Origin of the sequence: Pseudomonas sp. DTU_2021_1001937_2_SI_NGA_ILE_001 (genome assembly GCF_032463525.1) — a bacterium.
In the GTDB taxonomy this organism is placed as follows: Bacteria; Pseudomonadota; Gammaproteobacteria; order Pseudomonadales; family Pseudomonadaceae; genus Aquipseudomonas.
Map to the genome: position 1 here is coordinate 911,652 of NZ_CP135971.1, position 18,756 is coordinate 930,407.

An 18,756-nucleotide genomic window follows, 5' to 3' on the forward strand; every position below is an offset into this window, starting at 1 on the left:
CTAACGCTCGCGCAAGGCTTCCCCGGCACGATTCAGGGGCTTGAGCAGGTAGTCCAGCACGCTCTTCTCGCCCGTACGGATATCCACGGTGGCGACCATGCCCGGCACGATGGGAAAGGCCGTGCCGGCCTTGTTGTACAGCGCATCGTGTTCGGTGCGGATGTACACCCGGTAATAGAACACTTCCGGCTTGGCCTCGTCCTGCAGGGTGTCGGGCGAAATGCCCACCACCTTGCCGTTCAGGCTGCCGTACACCGAATAGTCATAGGCGGTGATCTTCACCTTGGCGGCCTGCTCGGGGTGGATAAAGGCGATGTCGCGGGGTGAAATCCGCGTCTCGATAAGCAGCTGTTCGTCCATCGGTACGATCTGCATCAGTTGTCCGTTGGGCGGAATCACCCCGCCGATGGTGCTCGTTTCGATGTCCTTGACGATGCCGCGCACGGGGGAACGCAGGGTCAGGCGTGACAGCGAGTCGGCTCGGCCACGCACCACTTCGGCCAGCGAGTCGGCCTCGGCGCTGGCCTTGGCCAGTTCCTGACGGGCCTGAACCATGTAATCCGAGCGCGTCTCGGTGGCCTTCAGCTCCAGCTCGGCGCGCTGGCGATTCAGGCGAATCACTTCCACCCGGCTGGAGGCACCGGCACGTGCCAGCTTCTCGGTGATCGCCAGCTCGTTGCGCACCAGGTCCAGCGAGCGCTGCAGCCCGGCCAAGGTATCTTCCAGCCCCTGACGGCGAGTCTGGTACAGCGCGGTTTCGGCACGGACCAGCTCGGGCGAGTCGTTCAAGGCTTCGGGAAAGCTGAGCGGCTGGCCACTGACCTCGGCCTGCAGGCGGCTGACGCTGGCCAGCGCAGCGCGGTACTTGGCTTCGCTTTCGCCGACGTTGGACTGGGTCTTGATCGGGTCGAGCTGCGCCAGCACGTCGCCGCGCTCGACCCGCGAACCTTCGCTGACCGTCATCCGGGTGATGATGCCGCCTTCCAGCGACTGGATGACCTGCTCTCGGGAGCTGGGCACTACCTTGCCTGTGCCGCTGGACACCTCCACCACCTCGAACAGCGCCGCCCAGGCCAGGAAACCGGCCAGCATCAAGGCACAGACCCACACCACGCCACGCGCGCTGCGCAGGTCGGCGTCGTCGGCGCCGTCCAGGTACGACGAAGCCAGGTGGGGTAGGCTGCGGCTCATGATGGGTCTCCCGCGCCCTGGCGCAGCTGCGCCAGGGCGGTTTCACGTGGGGCATCGATGACCACGCGCCCGTTGTCCAGCACGATGATGCGGCTCATGCGTTGCAGCACACTCAGGCGGTGGGTGGCCATGACCAGGGTGCGGCCATCGCTCCAGCGCAGCAGTTCGTCGAGCAGGCGCTTTTCCGTCACGTCGTCCAGCGCTGCCGTCGGTTCGTCGAGCAGCAGCACCTGCGGCTGGCGCAGCAGCAGGCGCGCCAGCAATAGGCTCTGGCGCTGGCCGCCGGACAGCCCCAGGCCGCCTTCCAGAATCAGGTGGTCCAGGCCTCGCGGCAGACGGCGGATGAATTCCAGCGCGCCACTGATCGACAGTGCCGCCAACAGCTCCTGGTCGCTGGCGCGTCCGGCACCGAGCATCAGGTTGTCGCGCAAGGTGCCATGGAACAACCGTGCGTGCTGTTGCAGCAGGCCTACGTCGCGGCGCAGGTCGGCCGGGTCGATATGGCCCAGGGCGATGCCGTCCAGGGTCATGTCGCCACGGGCCAGGTCCATGGTGCCGCCCAGGGCCTGCAACAGGGTCGACTTGCCGGCTCCGTTGCGGCCCAGCACGGCGATGTGTTCGCCGGGACGGATGCGCAGCTCGTCGATCAGCAGCGCCTCAGCGGCCTCCGGGCTGTAGCGCAGGGTCACGCCCTTGAAGTGGTAGTCGCCGCGAATGGCCGGCAGGTGCACACGCTGGCTGCCCTGCGGGTGATCCACCGGCTGCTGCATCAGGTTGTTCAGGCCCTTGAGGGCGACCTTGGCCTGCTGCCAGCGGGTCAGCACCTGGTTAAGCTGCGCCATCGGCGCCATCATCCGCGAAGCCAGCATCGAGGCCGCGACCAGCGTACCGGTGGTGAGGTCACCCGCAATGACCATCGGCGCGCCGAACAGGATCACCACCGCGAACACGGCGCTCTGTACGGTCTGGGTCCAGGTCACCAGGCCGTTGGTCAGCGTACGCAGGCGCAGGCTGGTGTCTGCCGTGCTGGCGTTGTAGCGGTTCCACTGCTCTTGAAAGCGCAGCTCGGCCTGCAGCGCCTTGATGTCGTCCAGACCCTGGATGCTCTCTACCAGCATCGCGTTGCGCAGCGCCGATTCACGCATGTTGGCGTTGGCCAGGCGCGCCAGACGGCGCTGATAGAGCAGGCCGGGGGCGAGCATCAGCACCAGCGCCACCAGTGGAATCACCACCAGGGCGCCGCCGATCATCCAGAACACCAGCAGGAACAGCAGAAAGAACGGCAGGTCGGCCAGCGCCGTGGCGGTGCTGGACGTGATCAGGTCGCGGACCTGTTCAAGCTCGCGCAATTGGGCGATGAACGAGCCGGTGGACTTGGGCCGTACCGAATTGCGCAGGCGCAGCGCGTGGCCATAGACCAGATCGGAAACGCGCAAGTCGGCGCGCTTGCCCAGCAGGTCAGTGATGCGCAGGCGCATGATGCGCATCGTGAAGTCGAAGAGCACCGCCAGCAGCACGCCGCCGAACAGCACGTACAGAGTCGGCAGCGACTCGGCCGGGATCACCCGATCGTAGACCTGCATGGAGAACAGCACGCCGGCCATGGCCAACAGGTTGGCCACCAGCGACGCCAGCATCACATGGCCGTAGGGGCGCAGGTCACGCAGGACGATGCGCCGGAACCAATGTTCGTCATACGGCTGCACGTAGTCGTCGGTGCGCACGTCGGACAAGGGCCGGGCCGGGCGCAGGATTGCCAGGCGTATGACTCTTGCCTGCAGCTCGGCCAGGGGAATGCGTTGCTGCAGACCCTGGTCGCCCGCCAGCGCCACCCCGGCCTGTTGATCGTCCAGGCTTTGCAGCACACCGACCTGGCCGTCGTCCAGTTCGATCACCACCGGAGTGCGCCAGCGACTCAACCCGGCGCTGCCCGGGCTTTCGAACTTGATGGTCAGGCCAGCCTGGCGGGCCATCTGCCGCACCAGATCGTCGATATCGCGCTCCGGTGCCTGGCCGGCCAGGCGCACACTGTGTTCAGAGACGTCCATGCGGTAATGGCGGGCAACCAACAGAATGGCCTCCAGCCACTGGCCGTAGTCCGCTGGTACGTCGCGCCGCCCGGCTCCGGGCGGCGGCGGAATCACGGCATCGTTCATGGCAGTACCCTCACGCCTTGTACGTCGCGCTCCTGCAGGCCGAAGACCTGACGCAGGCTGCCGCTGTTGTACAGGCAGTCGATCTGCAGGCGCTGCAGGTCGGCGCGGGTGCCGGCCAGCTCGAAGCGCGACTGGTGGATTTCCTGCTCGGCGTTGAGCAGGTCGAGCAACGGTCGGGTGCCGAGGTCGAGGTATTGCCGGCCATAGAGTTCGCGGGCCTCACTGATGCTTTGCTGGCGCTGCTGCAGGGCGCGCTGGCGCAGGTCCAGGCTGCCGGTCTGCACCCGTGACTCGGCCAGCGCCTGGGTGGCTTGCAGCTGTGCGCTGTGCTCGGCGGCATCGGCGGCGCTCAATGCATGGCCGGCAGCGCGGCTGCGGGCGCGGATGGCGCCGCCCTGGTAGATCGGCACCTCCAGGTTCAGATAGATGCCGGCCTGGGTGCGATCCATGGCGGGGTTGTTGCCGTTGTAGCTGCTGTCCAGGTAGTGGTTGACGGTGGGCTCCAGTGACAGCGTGGGCCAGGCCTCGGCACGCGCCACGGCCAGTTCGGCCTGGGCTTCGCTGCGCTGTGCCAGGGCCACCAGCACCGCCGGCAATGGCTGCCCGCTGTCGGCCGGGTGCTCGCAGGCGCGGCTGGCAGTGGCCGGGAATTGCTCTGCCACGTCTGGAGTGCTGGCCACGCCCATCAAGTGCGCCAGCGCGGCCTGCCAGCGAGCGTACTGAGCCTTGTAATCCTGCAGGGTGGCCACTGCGCCTTCGGCGCGTGACTGGGCCTGGATCAGGTCCGAGCGGGTGCTGGCGCCTAGTTCGCTGCGCTGGCGGGCCAGTTCGACGATGCTGCCCACGCCCTGGATCTGCTGGCGGGCGATGTCCATCAGGTGGCGGTAGCGCTGTACCTCGATCCAGGCTTGGGCGGTGTCGCGGGCGACCTGGTCGATGGCCAGCAGAATCTGCGCCTGGCTGCGCGCGGCCCGTGCCTTGGACGCCGCCACGCGGTTGTCGACCTTGCCGAAGTCATAAAGCATCTGCTTGACCGACAGGCTCAGCGCACGGGTGCTGCGATCGCCGCCGTAGCCGGTCTCGAAACCGTTACGGATGCCGCCGGTGACTTGCGGGTAATAGCCGGCCTCGGCCACCTGAATGCCTTCACCCTGTTGTTGCAGCACGGCCACCGCCTCGGCGATGGCCGGGTGCCAACTGACCGCCTGCTGCACGGCCTGCTCAAGGCCCAGGCGTGTGGCGCTGACGTTCTGTCCGGCCGGGCGCATGGGCGTGCCGGCCTGCTGGGTCTGGCGCAACTGGCCAGGGCTGATGTCGAGCAGATTGGCGTCCTTCGGCGGTTCCTGGCCGCAGGCCGCCTGGTTGAACAGCAGCACCGCCGTCGCCAGCCAGGCGACGGAGGCGAGCCGGATGACACAGGCATCGGCTGATTTCACAGACTTCCCTTACTGTTGTGGCGTCTTCCTGGTTAAAGCCGATAGCGTTCCGTTAGGCGTCATGGGGCTCGGTAGGAGCGGCTTTAGCCGCGAAAGCCCCAGGAAACTCACTGCGGCCGCATCGCGGCTGAAGCCGCTCCTACCCGGCCTAACCGAACAGTATTGGGGTCAAACCCAATTGCTGGCCCTTCAAACCACTTGTATGCCGGCTTGTACCCACAGGTGCCGGGTCGGATCCTCTTCGGGGGTGTACTGGATGAATTGAAGACCATCGGCCAGCTGTGTGCCATCACTCAGCCAACGGCCCTCGATCAACACGCTGTCCTGCTCGCCGCCCTTGATCAGCAGCGTGCTCTGGCCAGGTTCGGTTACGGCCACCAGGTCGGCCAGGCCCAGCGTCAATTGCACGCTGCTGGCGTCATTGAGGTCGATCACCTCGATATTGCTCAAGCGGCCTTGCAGCAGGCTGAGGTCGATGGCCGCATCGCCGCCGGCCCATAGCAGGGTGTCGGTGCCGCTGCCGCCATCGACCCGCGCGAAATCCAGGTCGCTGACGATCAGGGTGTCGTCACCGGCACCGCCCAGCAGGGTCACTGCACCGCCTTGCGAGCCGTCCAATACGTCGGCCTCATCAGTGCCACTGAGCACTTCTGCGCCGCCGGCCAGCGCCAGGTTGCCGTCGTCGTCCGCATTGGCCAAGGCCATACGGGCACTGGCGCTACCTTGCGCGTTGAGGGCGACGGTCAGGGTCGCGGTGTCGCTGCTGCCGTTGGGATGGGTGAGTTGGTAGGTAAAGGTGTCGCTGTTGCCCACCACGGCGCTGCCCAGCCCGGGCTTGAGGGTGTAGATGTAGCTGCCGTCGGCCTTGACCAGCAGGGTGCCGTAGGTGCCGGTCAGCAGGGTGCCGTTGTAGCCAGGCGTCGTGAAGGTGTTGGCGGCGGTCATCACGCTGAGCACCGTCAACGCCGACCCCAGGGTGTCCGCGGCTCCGCCACTGGTGTCGGTGAGCAGGTTGCCGGACACCGGGGTATAGCCGGTGACCACCTGCTGATTGGTGTAGGTGGCGGTGTTGACCAGGCTGACCGTCACGGTATTGAGCAGGCTGACACCGGTGACCCGCAGGTTGACCCGGTAGGTGCCGGCGGTCTGGTCGTCGATGCTCAACCCGTACTGGCCGTTGCCAAGGTTCAGCAGGGTGGCACCGGAAACGCTTTTCACCAGAACGTACTGGTTGCTGGCGTTGAGCTTGTACAGCTCGACGGTGGTGTTACCCAGCAAACTCAGCAGGTTGCTGGCACTGAGCAGCACCTTCAGGTCGCTGACGGTGTTGTTGGCCACGCTGAAGGTGTAGGCGCCATTGATCGCGCTCAGTAGCGTGGAAGCCGAGCCCAGAGTCGACGTCTCGGTGGTCACCAGGTTGCCGAGGCTGATGCGTGTCGCGGCGCTGTCGTTCACCGCATCGAGCAGCAGTGCCGGAGCAGCCAGGTTGGTATCGCTCCACACCTCGGCGGCCTGCGGGCTGTCGATGCGTACATAGAGCACCGCCGGATCGCTCAGGCCATTGGGATGCACCAGCTGGTAGTTGAACACGTCGACCTTGCCAACGCTGCTGGCCGCACCGCTGGGCCGGTAGCTGTAGTTGCCCTGCGCGTCGATGGTCAGGGCACCGTACAGGCCCTGCACCACGGTGCCGCTGCCAGCACTGACATAGCCCGCATTGCCATTCTGGATACGCACCACGGCGGCGTTGTCGGGGCCGGTGATATCGACACTGCCGGTCGGACCAGGATCGGTCACCACGTTGCCGGTGATGGCCGCCCCGGCACTGCCGGTGAACTGGGTCAGGCTGTTGATATCCAGCTGCAGGTTGCTGTTGATCGTGGTCGCCACGCTGAGGCTATTGGTGGCCAGGGTCAGCCGGTACTCACCGGCCAGCAACGTCCCGGCCCTGACCTGCACCCCGGAACCCGCCAGCACGCTGAGGTTGAGCAGGCCGCCGTTGCCGGCGTTGCCGAGGGTGACCCAGGCGCCGCTGGCGTCCTTGACCTGCAGGGTGAAGGTGGCCTGCGTGCCCAGCGACAGCAGGCCGCCATCGAGCAGGGTCAGGGTCGGGGTGGCGGTGGTGCCATTGGCCACGGTGAAGTTCACCGTGTGGTTGAGGCCCACCCCCAGCAGCACCGGAATGCTCTCGGTGCTGTTGGTGCGGGTAGTCACCGCCGCCAGATTGACGGTGGCGGTGGCCAGGTTGTCGTTGGCCACCACCGGGCGGTCGGCGTCGATGTCCGGGGCGGTGAGGGTGACCACCGGCGACAGGTTACCGGCCCGGTCGGCCACGCTGATGCTCAGCACTTCGCCGTTGATCTGCGCGGCGTTGAGGTTGACGCTGAATCCGCCGCCTACGCCCACGGTGGCGGTGCCCAGCGTGGTGCCGGTGGCGCTCTTGACCGTGACCGTGGCGCCGACCTCGGCGTTGCCGCTCAGGGTCAGGCCGTCGGCCGAGAGTTGCAGGCCGCTGGCAGCGGCTGGCGGCGTCAGGTCCGGTGTAGTGAGCGGCAGCGCCGTGGAGACGTTACCGGCCAGGTCCACCTGGGTGACCTGCAAAGCCTGGCCACTGACCTGGGCCGGGCTGAGTACCACCGACCAACTGCCATTCAAGGCCACTTGCGCGGTGCCGAGCTGGGTGCCGCTGGCATCACGTACCACGATACGGTCACCGGCGATGCCGGTGCCGGTGACCAGCGTACCGGTGGCATTGATCTGCACCGTGGCCGGTGCGACAGGCGGGGTGGTGTCGGGCGCGGTCACGCTGGCGATGGGTGAAAGATTGGCGCGGGCATCGCTGAGCTGCACGGTCAGCAGTTGGCCGTCGTTCTGCGCCGGGGACAGGCTGACGCTGAACTGGCCGTCGGCACCGACCACGCCCGTACCCAGCACTTGGTTGGCAGTGCCACGCACCGTGACGCTGGCGCCGACTTCACCGCGCCCGCTCAGGCTGGTACCCGCGCCAGACACGCTCAGCGCAGTGGCAATGGCCGGTGGCGTGATATCGGGCGCATTGACCGTCGCCACGACAGAGACGTTGCCGGCCGGGTCGGTCTGGCTGACCCGCAGGCTTTCGAAGTTCAGCTGGGCGCTGGACAGCAACACACTGAAGCTGCCGTCGCTGGCCACCAGTGCGTTACCCAGCGGCGCGCCACTGGCGCTGGTGACGAACACCCGTGCGCCGGGCTCGCCATTGCCGGTCAGTTGCAGCCCGGCGGCATTCACCGCCAGGTTGGTCGGAGCCAGCGGCGCGGTGGTATCGGCCGCCACGAGCGTGGCTGGCAGCGAGGTGTTCGAGGCCGCGTCGGTCAGGGTCACGGTGAGCGTCTGGCCATTGGTCTGCGCACTGTTGAGGTTGATGCTGAAGGTCCCGCCGGCGCCTACCGTGCCGGTGCCCAGCTCGACACCGCTGGCGTTGACCACGCGCACGCTGGCCCCGGCTTCACCGATGCCGCTCAACAGGGTGCCCGTAGCGTTGAGCTGCAGGCTGGCAGCTGCCAGCGGTGCGGTCAGATCCGGCGCCTGAAGGGGTTGTACCGGGGACAGGTTGCCAGCCGCGTCGGCTTGCACGGCGCTGAGCAACTGGCCGTTGAGCTGCGGGCTGCTCAGGGTCACGCTGAAGGTGCCGCTGGCACTGACCGTAGCGCTGCCCAGCTCGGTGCCGAGGGCATTGCTGATCGTGACCTTGGCACCGGCCTCGCCGGTACCGGTAACCCGCGTGCCGCCAGGTTCCAGTTGCAGGTTGGCCAGCGGTGCGGGCGGGGTGCTGTCGCCAGCGGTGAGCAGGGCAGGGATCGACTCCCCGGCACTGGCGGTGCTGGCGGACACCGACAGCAACTGGCCGTTGGTCTGCGCAGGTTGCAGGCTGACGCTGAAGGTTCCGTCGGGTTGCGTGGTAGCGCTGCCCAGCGAGGTGCCATCCTGGGCGCGCACCGTGACGGTGGTGCCAACGCTGGCCTGGCCGCTCAAGAGCGTGCCTTCGGCATTGAGCACCAGGTTCAGCGGCGCGAAAGGCGGCAGCACAGTGGGCGCCGCAAAGCTGGTGAGCGACGAGTCGTTGCCGGCGGCGTCGGTCTGGATCACGCGCAGGGCTTCGCCTTGCACCACGGCCCCGGTGAAGGTGAGGGTGAAGGTGCCATTCGCGGCCACCAGGCTTTCGCCCAGTCCAGTGCCATCGGCGCGGGTAACGCGCACCGTGGCCCCGGCCTCACCCAGACCCGACACCTGGCTCAGGTCGTCGCTGAAGGCCAGGCTGCTGGCCAGAATGGCGTCCGGTGGCGTGGTGTCCAAGGCGGGGATGCTGGCCACGGGCGAGACATTGCCGGCAGCGTCGGTGGCCACCACGCTCAGCAAGGCACCGGTGTTCTGTGGCGGTTTCAGGGTGATGCTGAATGTGCCATCGGTGGCCGTCCCGCTGCCCAGCAAAGTCCCGTCCTGGGCACGCACGGTAACGGTGCTGCCCACCTCGGCAGTGCCTTGCAACAGCGACTCGACGGTCATGGGCGTGAGCGTTGGCGCGACGGGCGGTGTCAGGTCCGGGGCGCTCAGGGTCACCGCACTCGATGGGTTATTGGACTGATCGGTCTGGATGACGCTGAGCACCTCGCCATTCAATTGCGGGCTGTTCAACGGCACCTGGAAGCTGCCATCGGCGGCGACCTCGACGCTGCCCAGCACAGTGCCGCCGACGCTGACCCGCACCGACGCGCCGGCTTCGCCGCGGCCGCTGAGGGTCAAGCCGTCGGCACTCAACAACAACGCGGTGACCGGTGCTGGCGGTGTCACGTCCAGCGCCTGCAGCGGCGCATCGGCCGAGGTCACGCCCGCGCCGCTGATCTGCCGGACCTGCAGCAGCTCGCCATTGAGCTGCGCTTCAGTGAGCGTAAGGCTGAAAGCACCGCCGCCGCCGACCGTGACAGTTCCGAGCAGGCCGTCGTCGGGGCCGTAGACTTGCACCGTGGCTCCGGGCAGGCCGGTGCCGGTCAGGGTCAGGCCGTCGCCGTCCAACGCCAGGTCGGTTGGCGCCGCTGGCACACTGAGGTCTGGCACTTGCAAGGCGGTGGCGCTGGACTGGTTGCCGGCGGCATCGCGCTGCACCACGGTCAGGGCCTGGCCCTGCAGGGTCAGAGTGCCGAGGTCGAGACTGAAGCGCCCGTCCGCGCCCACCGGCGCGCTGCCGACCCGTGTGCTGCCATCGAACACCTCGACCGTGGCATTGGGCTCGCCATTGCCCACCAGCAACTGCCCGGCGACATCGAACTGCAGGTCGCTCACTGCCGCCGGGGGCAGCAGGTCCGGCGTGGTGAAGGGGGCTGGCACGGACATGTTCTGCGCGGCATCCATGAGAATCACCTGCAGAACCCCGCCATCGGCGCTGCCAGGGGCCAGGCTGACACTGAAACGTCCATCGGCTCCGACCGTCGCGTTGCCTGCCGAGGTGCCGTCGGCACGCAGCACCATGACGTCGGCGTTCACTTCACCGCGGCCGCTGAGCTGCGTCCCGGCCGCATTCAGGGCCAACTCCTGGGCGGCGGCCGGAGGGGTCAGGTCCGGGGCGGTGAGGGTGCTGACCGGGCCAGGGTTGCCAGCAGCATCGACCTGGTTGACGCGCAACACCTGCAGGTCGATCTGTGCAGGTTGCAGGGTGACGCTGTAGCTGCCGTCGGCCAGGACCACGGCGCTGCCCAGCAGCACGCCGTTGGTGTTGGTCACCCGTACCGTGGCGCCGGGTTCGCCGCTGCCGGTCACCAGGGTGCCGAGCGGGTTGATGACAGGGTCTTGCAGCGCCACCGGAGGCGTGGTGTCCGGTGCGGTGAGGCTCACGGCCGGCGACAGATTACCGGCCCGGTCGCTCTGGGTGAGGCTCAGCAATTGCGCGTTGGTCTGCGCGCTGTCGAGGGTCACACTGAACGCACCGTTGTCGGCCACCGTGGTGGTACCCAGCTCACTGCCATCGGCCGCGCGTACTACCACGGTGGCGCCGCGCTCGCCCCGACCGACGATGGTCAGGCCGTCGATGGAAATCTCCAGGTTGCTGAGGGGCAGGGGTGGGGTGGTGTCCATCGGCGTCAGGGTGGCCGGTAACGAGACATTGCCAGCCGCGTCGGTAAGGGTCACCGCCAGCGCCTGGCCGTCCACCGGGGCTTGCGACAGCGTGACCTGGAAGCTGCCGTCGGCGAGCACCACGCCACTGCCGAGCAGGCCGCCATTGGCATCCACCACCCTGACGGTGGCGCCGACTTCGCCAGTGCCCGACAGCACCAGGCCGGTGCCATCCAGTTGCAGGTTCGCCGCCGCCAGGGGCGCCACCAAGTCCGGGGCGGTGAGGCTTACCGCGGGGGAGACATTGCCCGCCAGGTCGGTCTGGGTCAGGCTCAGCACCTGGCCGGCCTGTTGCGCGCTGCTGAGCGTGGTGCTGAAGCGGCCATCAGCGCCCACTTGAACGCTTGCCAGGATTTGCCCACCGGCACCGAGCACTTGCACGGTGGCCAGCGGTTCACCGCTTCCGTCCAGGGTTACGCCATCAGTGGCCAGGCGATACTCGGCCAGCGGCAAGGGCGCGGTGCTGTCGGTGGCAATCAGCTCCGCTGGCAGGGAGCTGAGGCCATTGCTCTGCGCGCTGACCTCGAGGCGCTCACCATTGAGCTGGGCGCTGGCCAGGCTCACGCTGAAGCTGCCGTCGCCGATCACCAGCGCGCTGCCCAGTATCACGCCGCCGCTGCCGCGCACGGTCACCGTCGAGCCAGCACTGCCGGTACCGCTGAGTACCAGGCCGTCGCCGCTGAGTTGCAGGTCGGCGGGTACCGCCGGGGCCAGGTTCCCTGGGGTGGTGACGCTGGCCGCTGGCGAAACGTTGCCGGCGGCATCGCTTTGCAGCACCTCCAGCAGACTGCCGGCCTGGGCCGCTGGCGCCAGGTTGACGTTGAAACGCCCGTCCGCGCCGACGCTGGCCGAGCCGAGCAGGCTGCCGTCCGCACTGCGCACCTGTACCTGGGCACCGGGTTCGCCAAGGCCGGAGAGCACACTGCCATCGGGCGTCACCGCCAGGGCGGTCACGGCTAGGGGCGCGGTGACGTCGGTGGCTGTGTAGAGGGCGGCGAGGGAAACATTGCCTGCGGCGTCCTGCGCGGTCACCCGCAGTACCTGGCCATTGAGTTGCGCCTGGTTGAGGTTGAGCAGGAACGTCCCGTCGGCGGCAACCACGCCACTGCCGATCACCTGGCCGGCGCCATCGCGAACGGTGATGGCGCTGCCAGCCTCGGCGGTACCGCTCAATTGCAGGCCGCTGGGGTTGAGCGCCAGATCTGCAGGTGCCAAGGGGGCGACCAGATCCGGGGCGATGACCTGCTGCGAAGGGCCTTCGTTACCGGGCGGATCTTCCTGATTGACGGTGAGCACCTGCGCGTTGATCTGTGCGCTGCTCAGGGTCACGCTGAACGAACCATTGGCGGCCACCAGGGCACGGCCCAGTTCACTGCCATCGGCGGCCCGCACGAATACCGTGGCGCCAGGTTCGCCATTGCCGGTCACGGTCAGGCCATCGCGATTAATGACTACATTCGACAAGGCTTCCGGAGCTGTGATGTCGTCGGCGAGCACTGCCACGGCGGCAGAGGCATTGCCGGCGGCATCCACCTGAATCACTGCCAGGGTCTCGCCATTGGCCGGAGCCGGCACCAGGTTCACCGCGAACGCCCCATTGGCGGCCACCAGAGCGCTGCCCAGCAGGGTGCCGTTGGCACTGCGCACTTCGACCCGCGCGCCCGCTTCACCCTGGCCGGTCAGTTGCGAGCCGTCGAGGCTGATATCAGTGGCCGTGACCGGCGCCGGTGGCGTGCGGTCGAGGGTGGCCAGGTTCACCACCGGTGACAGATTGTCGGCTCCATCGCGCAACTGCACCTGCAGCGGCGCGCCGGTCAGCTGCGCGGCTGGCAGGGTGACCTCGAAAGTGCCGGCGGGCAGCACCACGCTGCGGGCCAACAACGTGCCTTGTGCATCGAGCACTTCCACTTGGGTGCCGGGTTCGCCCTGGCCGCTGACCAGGGTGCCGGCCAGGTTGATCGTCACCTCGGTGGGCGCTGCGGGGGGCAGAAGATCGGGGGCGGTGAGACTCACCGGCTGCGAGACGTTGCCCGCGGCATCGGTGAGGGTGACCAACAGCACCTGGCCGTCGATCTGCGCCGGCGCCAAGGCAGCCATGAAGAGGCCGCTGGCGCCGATGGTCAGGCTGCCGAGTTCGACACCCGCGGCATTCTTCACAGATAGCCGGGTGCCAGGCTCGCCGCGCCCGCTGAGCTGCGTGCCGTCACCACTCAGCACCAGGCTGACGGGGGCCAGGGGCGCGCTGGTGTCTGCTGCGCTCAGCGTGCCAGGCACCGACACCTGACCGTTGGCATCTGCGGCCACCACTTCCAGAATCTGGCCGTTGGTCTGCGGCGGATCGAGCGTCACGCTGAACAGCCCGTCGGCACCCACCGGGCCGACGCTGCCCAGTACCCCGCCACGGTCGTCGGTGACGGTAATGGTGGTGCCTGCAGTGGCCTGGCCACTGAGTTGCGTACCGTCTGCCGAGAGCACCAGCGCGGTGGGTGTGGCGATGCCCGACCCGTCCGGCCCTGCGAGGGTCACGGCGGGCAGGGTGTTGCCGGCCAGGTCGCGGGCCACCAGGCTGATTTCACTGCCTTGCCCGGCCGCCACGGGCAGGGTGAAGATGAACACGCCATCGGGTCCGATGCTGGCCGTGCCTCGGGCGACGCCGTCGACGCTGATGTCCACCAGGGTGCCGGCCTCACCGGTGCCGGAGACTTGCAGCCCGTCGGGGCTGACCAGCAGGTTGGCGAGGGCCTCGGGCGGGGTGGTATCCGCTGCGGTGTAGGGTGCGAAGGGTGAACTGCGTCCGTCGACGCTGGCCTGCACGAGCAACTGCTCGCCATTGGTGCGAGGCGTACCCAGGTCGAGGCTGAAGCTACCGTCCGCGTTGGCGATACCGTCAACGATGAGACTGCCGTCGGCGGCGAACACTTGCACCACGGCACCGCCCTGGGTCTGGCCAGTGAGGATCTGGCCAGTGTCATCCAACGCCAGCCCGCCAGGCGCGACCGGTGGTGTCAGGTTGGGCGCGCTGATACTCTCGCCGGTCGAGGCATTGGCGCTGGCGTCGGTCTGTACCACGCTGAGTGACTGACCGCCGACCTGCGGCGGGTTCAGGCTGACGCTGAAGCTGCCATCGGCTGCCACCTGGGCAGTGCCCAGAATCAGGTTGCCTGGGCTACGGACGGTGACGGTGGCGCCGGCCTCGCCGAGGCCGGTCAGCTGGTTGCCGCTGGCATTGATCAGCAGATTGCTGACCGGGTCGGGGGCGGTGACATCGGCTGCGGTCACCCAGGTTGGCGCAGAGCTGAGGGTGGTGGTGCTCTGTACCACTTGCAAGCGCTCGCCATCGAGCTGGGCGGTATTCAGGTCGAAGCTGAAGCGGCCATCCGAACCCACCGTGCCGCTGCCAATCAGCGTGCCGGTGGCATCGCGCACGCTGATGCTGGCATTGGCTACGCCACTGCCGCTGAGGGTCAGGCCGTTGCTGGCCAGGGATACATCGCCGGGCGGTGCGGGTGGCTGGATGTCGGGAGCATTGAGGGCGAATGGCGGCGACGCGTTGGATGCCGCGTCGGTCTGGACAATGCTCAACAGCTGGCCATTGACCTGGGCGGGACTCAGGCTCACTTCAAAGCGGCCGTTGCTGCCGACCAGCCCCGCGCCGAGCAGGTTGTCCTGCGCATCGAAGATCTGCACGCGCGCGCCCACTTCGCCGTTACCACTGACCTGGCTGCCGTTGGCGGAGATCACTACATTGCTGACCGGGTCGGGCGGCGTGGTGTCGACTGGGCTGATCTCGGCAGGCAACGAGGCATTGCCGGCCGGGTCTACCTGGACCACGCTCAGCGGCTGGTCGGCAGCGGGGACCGGCGACAGGCCCACGCTGAAAGTGCCGCCCGGTTGCACGGTGTCACGCCCAAGTTCGACGCCATTGGCGCCGCGCACGATGACGGTGGCGCCCGCCTCACCGTTACCCGTGACCTCAGTACGGTCGGCACTCAGGTCAAGGCCGGTGACAGCGGCAGGCGGCTGGGTGTCGGGCACCAGCAAAGCCGTTGCAGCGGAGGTCTGGCCGCCAGCGCTGGCGACCACCTGCAAGGTCTGGCCATTGTTTTGTACGGCGGCAAGCGTCACCGTGAAGCGCCCGTCCGCACCGACCTGCGCAGTCCCCAGTGGTGTGCCATCGCTGTCGCGTACGCTGACCGTAGAGCCCGCCTGGCCGGTGCCGCTGAGCTGCAGGCCGCTGCCGTCCAGGCTCAGGTTGGCAGGCTGCAGATCGCCCAGACTGTTCGGCGCATTGACGCCCAGGGGCGTGGAGGCATTGCCCTGGGCGTCAGTGAGGATGACCTGCAACGCCTGGCCTTGGGTCTGCGCGCTGCTCAAGGGCACCGAAAAACTGCCGGTTTCACCCACTACGGCAGTGCCCAGCACCACGCCCTGGGCATCACGCACCGTGACCTGCGCGCCGGGCTCGCCATTGCCGCTGAGCAACAGGCCGTTGGGATTGATCGCCAGGTCGGTGGGCTGCGCCGGGGCGGTGCTGTCGTCGGCCTGCAAAGGCGTGGGGATCGATTCGGCTCCGGAGGCGTCGATGACCACCACGTCCAGGCGTTCGCCGTTGATCTGCGGGCCGCTCAACGGGATCTGGAAGGTGCCGTCGGCGCCAACCGGTCCGCTGCCCAGGACATTGCCGTTGGCGTCTCGCACTTCAACCCGGGTGCCGGGCACACCGCTGCCGGACACTTCGCGACCGCTAGCGTCAAGGCTGACATCCTGCACGGCCACCGGCCCACTGGCGTCGGGCACCTGTACTTCGATTGGCGCTGAAGGCAGGCCGGAGGCGTCGGTCTGGGTCACCGACAGCACCACGCCTTCGGCAACCGGTGAGTCGAGGTCGAGGATGAAGGTGCCGTTATCCGCGACCACGCCGCTGGCCACGACATTGCCTTGTTCATCGCGAACGGTAACCGTGGCGCCGGGCTGGCCGCGCCCGGAGATCACGCTGCCATCAGGGCTGACCACCAGGTCGCTGACGACCGGCGGCGCATCGGTGTCCGGCGCCTGCACCACTTCGTTGACGGTGCTGTTGCCAGCGCTGTCTACCGCCACGACGTTCAGCGACTCGCCACTGAGCTGCGCGGGAGCCAGGGTCACGGTAAAGGTGCCGTCTGGCCCGATCAGCGACGAGCCCAGGGTGCGCCCGGCTGCACTGCGCACGAACACACGCAGCCCGGCCAGCCCCTTACCGGTGACTGACAGCCCATCCGCGGCGACGCTCACTTCCGACAACGCCTGGGGCTGCTGCGGCGCCGTGGGCGCCTGAATAGGGCTGTTGGCGGAAACGTTGCCGGCGCTGTCGGTCAGGGTCACTTCCAACTGCTGCCCGGCGAGCTGGGCAGGGCGCAGTTCGACACTGAACTGGCCGTCCAGGCCGACCACCGCCGTGCCGACGCTATTGCCTTGGGCGTCGAGCACTCGCACCTGCGCCCCGGCTTCGCCGCGCCCGGTCAACAGGCCGCCATCGCTGCTGATGGCCAAGCCCGTCGGTACGGCGGGCGGTGTGACATCTGCCGGGTCCGGAACGATCAACGGATCAGTGGCGGAGCTGTTCTGCGCCTGATCCGTGACATTGATGCCAAGTACTTCGCCGGTGCTCAGCGGGGTTGCGAAACTGATCGTGAAGCGGCCATCCGCTGCGGCTACGGCACTGCCCAGCAGGCTGCCGTCGGCCGCCAGAACCTTGACCGTAGCCCCCGGCTCGGCACGCCCGCTGAGGCTGCTGCGGGTGTCATCGAATTGCAGGCCGGTAGCGGCCTGGGGGGGCGTGACATCGGGTGCGCTCAGCGAGGTCGAGGGCGAGGTTCGTCCTTGGCTATCGCTCTGGCTGACACTCAACGCCTGGCCGTCAAGCTGCGCGCTGTTCAACGTCACACTGAAGCTGCCATCGGCGTTCACCAGGGTGTTGCCCAGCACCTGGCCGCCGGCGCCGCGTACCGTCAGTTGCGCGCCGGGCACCCCGCGCCCCGTGAGGGTCAGGCCGTCCGGACTGACCGCCAGGTCGGTGGGTGCGGCAATTGCGGGGCCGGACGGCGGTGTGCTGGCAATCGGTGAAGTGTTGCCGGCGGCATCGGTCTGGCTGACGCTCAGGCCGGCAGTGGACGACTGCGAAGTGCTGAAGGTGACGGTGAAGGTGCCGTCACTGGCCACCAGCGCGCTGCCCAGCAGGCTGCCATTGGCGGCCCGTACATTCACCGTGGCGCCCGGCTCGCCGGTGCCGGACAGGCTCGTGCCATCGGCGGCCAGTTGCAGGTTGCCGGGCGCTGCCGGGGCAGTGACATCGGCGGCGGTTAGCGAAGCGGGCAGGGACACCCTGCCGTCGGCATCGGTCTGCTGCACGCTGAGGGTTTGGCCATCGAGCTGGGCGTTGGCCAGCGGCACGCTGAAACGCCCATCGGCCCCGACCACGGCGCTCCCCAACAGGCTGCCGTCTGCCGCGCGTACGCTCACCGTAGCACCGACTTGGCCACTGCCGCTGAGCACCAGGCCATCGGCGCTCAGGGCCAAGCTGCCTGGTTGCGCGGGGGCCGCCGGGTCGCTGATGAGCACTGTGGCGGGGGCCGAAGTGTTGCCGGCCTGATCGGTCTGTTCGACGCTCAGTTGTGTGCCCGGAGGTTGTGCGCTGTTCAGCGCAACACTGAAGGTGCCGTCGTCACCCACCACGGCGGAGCCAAGCGCGGTGCCGTTGGCATCGCGTACGCTGACCGTCGCGCCTGGTTCGCCGGTACCCGTAACGGACTGGCCATCGGCGCTGGCCTGCAGATCGGCAGGAGCATCGGGCGCGGTGGTGTCGGGGGCGCTGACCGGTGCCTGTTCGGAAGCGTTGCCTGCCGGGTCGGTCTGGTCGACGACCACTTGCTCGCCATTGGTCAGGGGCGGATTCAAGCCGATGCTGAAGTTGCCATCCGCACCGACCGGAGCAGAGCCCAGCAGGTTACCGGATGGGTCGCGCACGTTGACCGTCGAACCCGGTGTGCCGGTGCCGGTAAGGGTTTGGCCGTCGCTGGACAATGCCAGGTTGGACGGCGCGAACGGGACCGCGCTGCCACTGCCGCTGCTGCCGCCACCACCGGCCGCACTCGAAGCGGCGGCAGCCGCACCGCCAGCACCCAGCACGCCGAGGCCGGCGAAGGCGAAGGTCTGTGTCGCGCCGCTGACCACTCCGGTACTCGCGATGAGCGTATCGAGGGACGAGACTTCGCTGAAGGTGAAGCCATTGAACGCATTCGCATCGTACTGGGCCTGCCACAGCACGCCGTCGTCGCCCTGGAACACCAGGTCGCTGCCGATATCCTGGGCGTTGACCGTGAAGAAGTTACTGATGGTGAGCTGTTCGCCCGACTTGAGCGTCAGGATCAGGTCCTGGCCATTGCGGGCCACTGAGGCAACCTGGCCGGGAGGAATGGGCATCTGCACAACGCCGGGCTGGCTGAGCTGAACGTTGCCCCAGGGTTGAGCGGAGAGGGTGGATGAGGATTTATCGGCGACCACGATGTTGTCCATGACAGCTCCTGCCTTTCCTTTTGCCTGCCGCTCCAGGCTGCTCAGCGTCATGGAATCGGGCAATACGTTTGAAGGGATTCAGAAGATTCCCGTAATAGTCCTGCTGATTTAGTTGGGTATAGCAAAGGAATGGATCCTATTCTGGCGACAAACGGTCATGAGCTGGCTATTGGCCCGCTTTGCAGCGGGCCTTGTTCACCCATGAGGCCCCGCAAACACGGCGCGATACTGGCAATTGGCAACCCGAACTGCCGTTGGTCGGAATAGGTGTATGAAAG

At 67.7% G+C, this 18,756-nt stretch carries 4 protein-coding genes; all 4 read right to left on the reverse strand.

Annotated elements, in window-relative coordinates; genetic code table 11:
• Positions 1 to 1,191, reverse strand: coding sequence for an HlyD family type I secretion periplasmic adaptor subunit (locus tag RRX38_RS04060; RefSeq protein WP_315961641.1), 1,191 nt, complete (start codon positions 1,189 to 1,191; stop codon positions 1 to 3).
• Positions 1,188 to 3,347 carry a type I secretion system permease/ATPase gene (locus tag RRX38_RS04065; RefSeq protein ID WP_315961642.1) on the reverse strand — a complete coding sequence of 720 codons (2,160 nt, stop codon included), beginning with the start codon at positions 3,345 to 3,347 and terminating at the stop codon, positions 1,188 to 1,190. Before RRX38_RS04065 ends, RRX38_RS04060 begins: the two co-directional genes overlap by 4 nt.
• Positions 3,344 to 4,735: a TolC family outer membrane protein gene (locus RRX38_RS04070; protein ID WP_410524894.1), complete on the reverse strand. Its 1,392-nt coding sequence runs from the start codon at positions 4,733 to 4,735 to the stop codon at positions 3,344 to 3,346. The genes RRX38_RS04065 and RRX38_RS04070 overlap by 4 nt, the downstream gene beginning before the upstream one ends.
• A 237-nt stretch (positions 4,736 to 4,972) precedes the next feature.
• Positions 4,973 to 18,478, reverse strand: a complete 13,506-nt coding sequence (locus tag RRX38_RS04075) for a BapA/Bap/LapF family large adhesin (RefSeq protein ID WP_315961644.1) — start codon at positions 18,476 to 18,478, stop codon at positions 4,973 to 4,975.
• Positions 18,479 to 18,756: the final 278 nt, after the last annotated feature.

What these genes read in the sequence shown, in the direction of transcription:
- RRX38_RS04060 (WP_315961641.1), bottom strand. Translation starts at nt 1,191, where the DNA reads ATGAGCCGCAGCCTACCCCACCTGGCTTCGTCGTACCTGGACGGCGCC.
- RRX38_RS04075 (WP_315961644.1), bottom strand. Translation starts at nt 18,478, where the DNA reads ATGGACAACATCGTGGTCGCCGATAAATCCTCATCCACCCTCTCCGCT.
- RRX38_RS04065 (WP_315961642.1), bottom strand. Translation starts at nt 3,347, where the DNA reads ATGAACGATGCCGTGATTCCGCCGCCGCCCGGAGCCGGGCGGCGCGAC.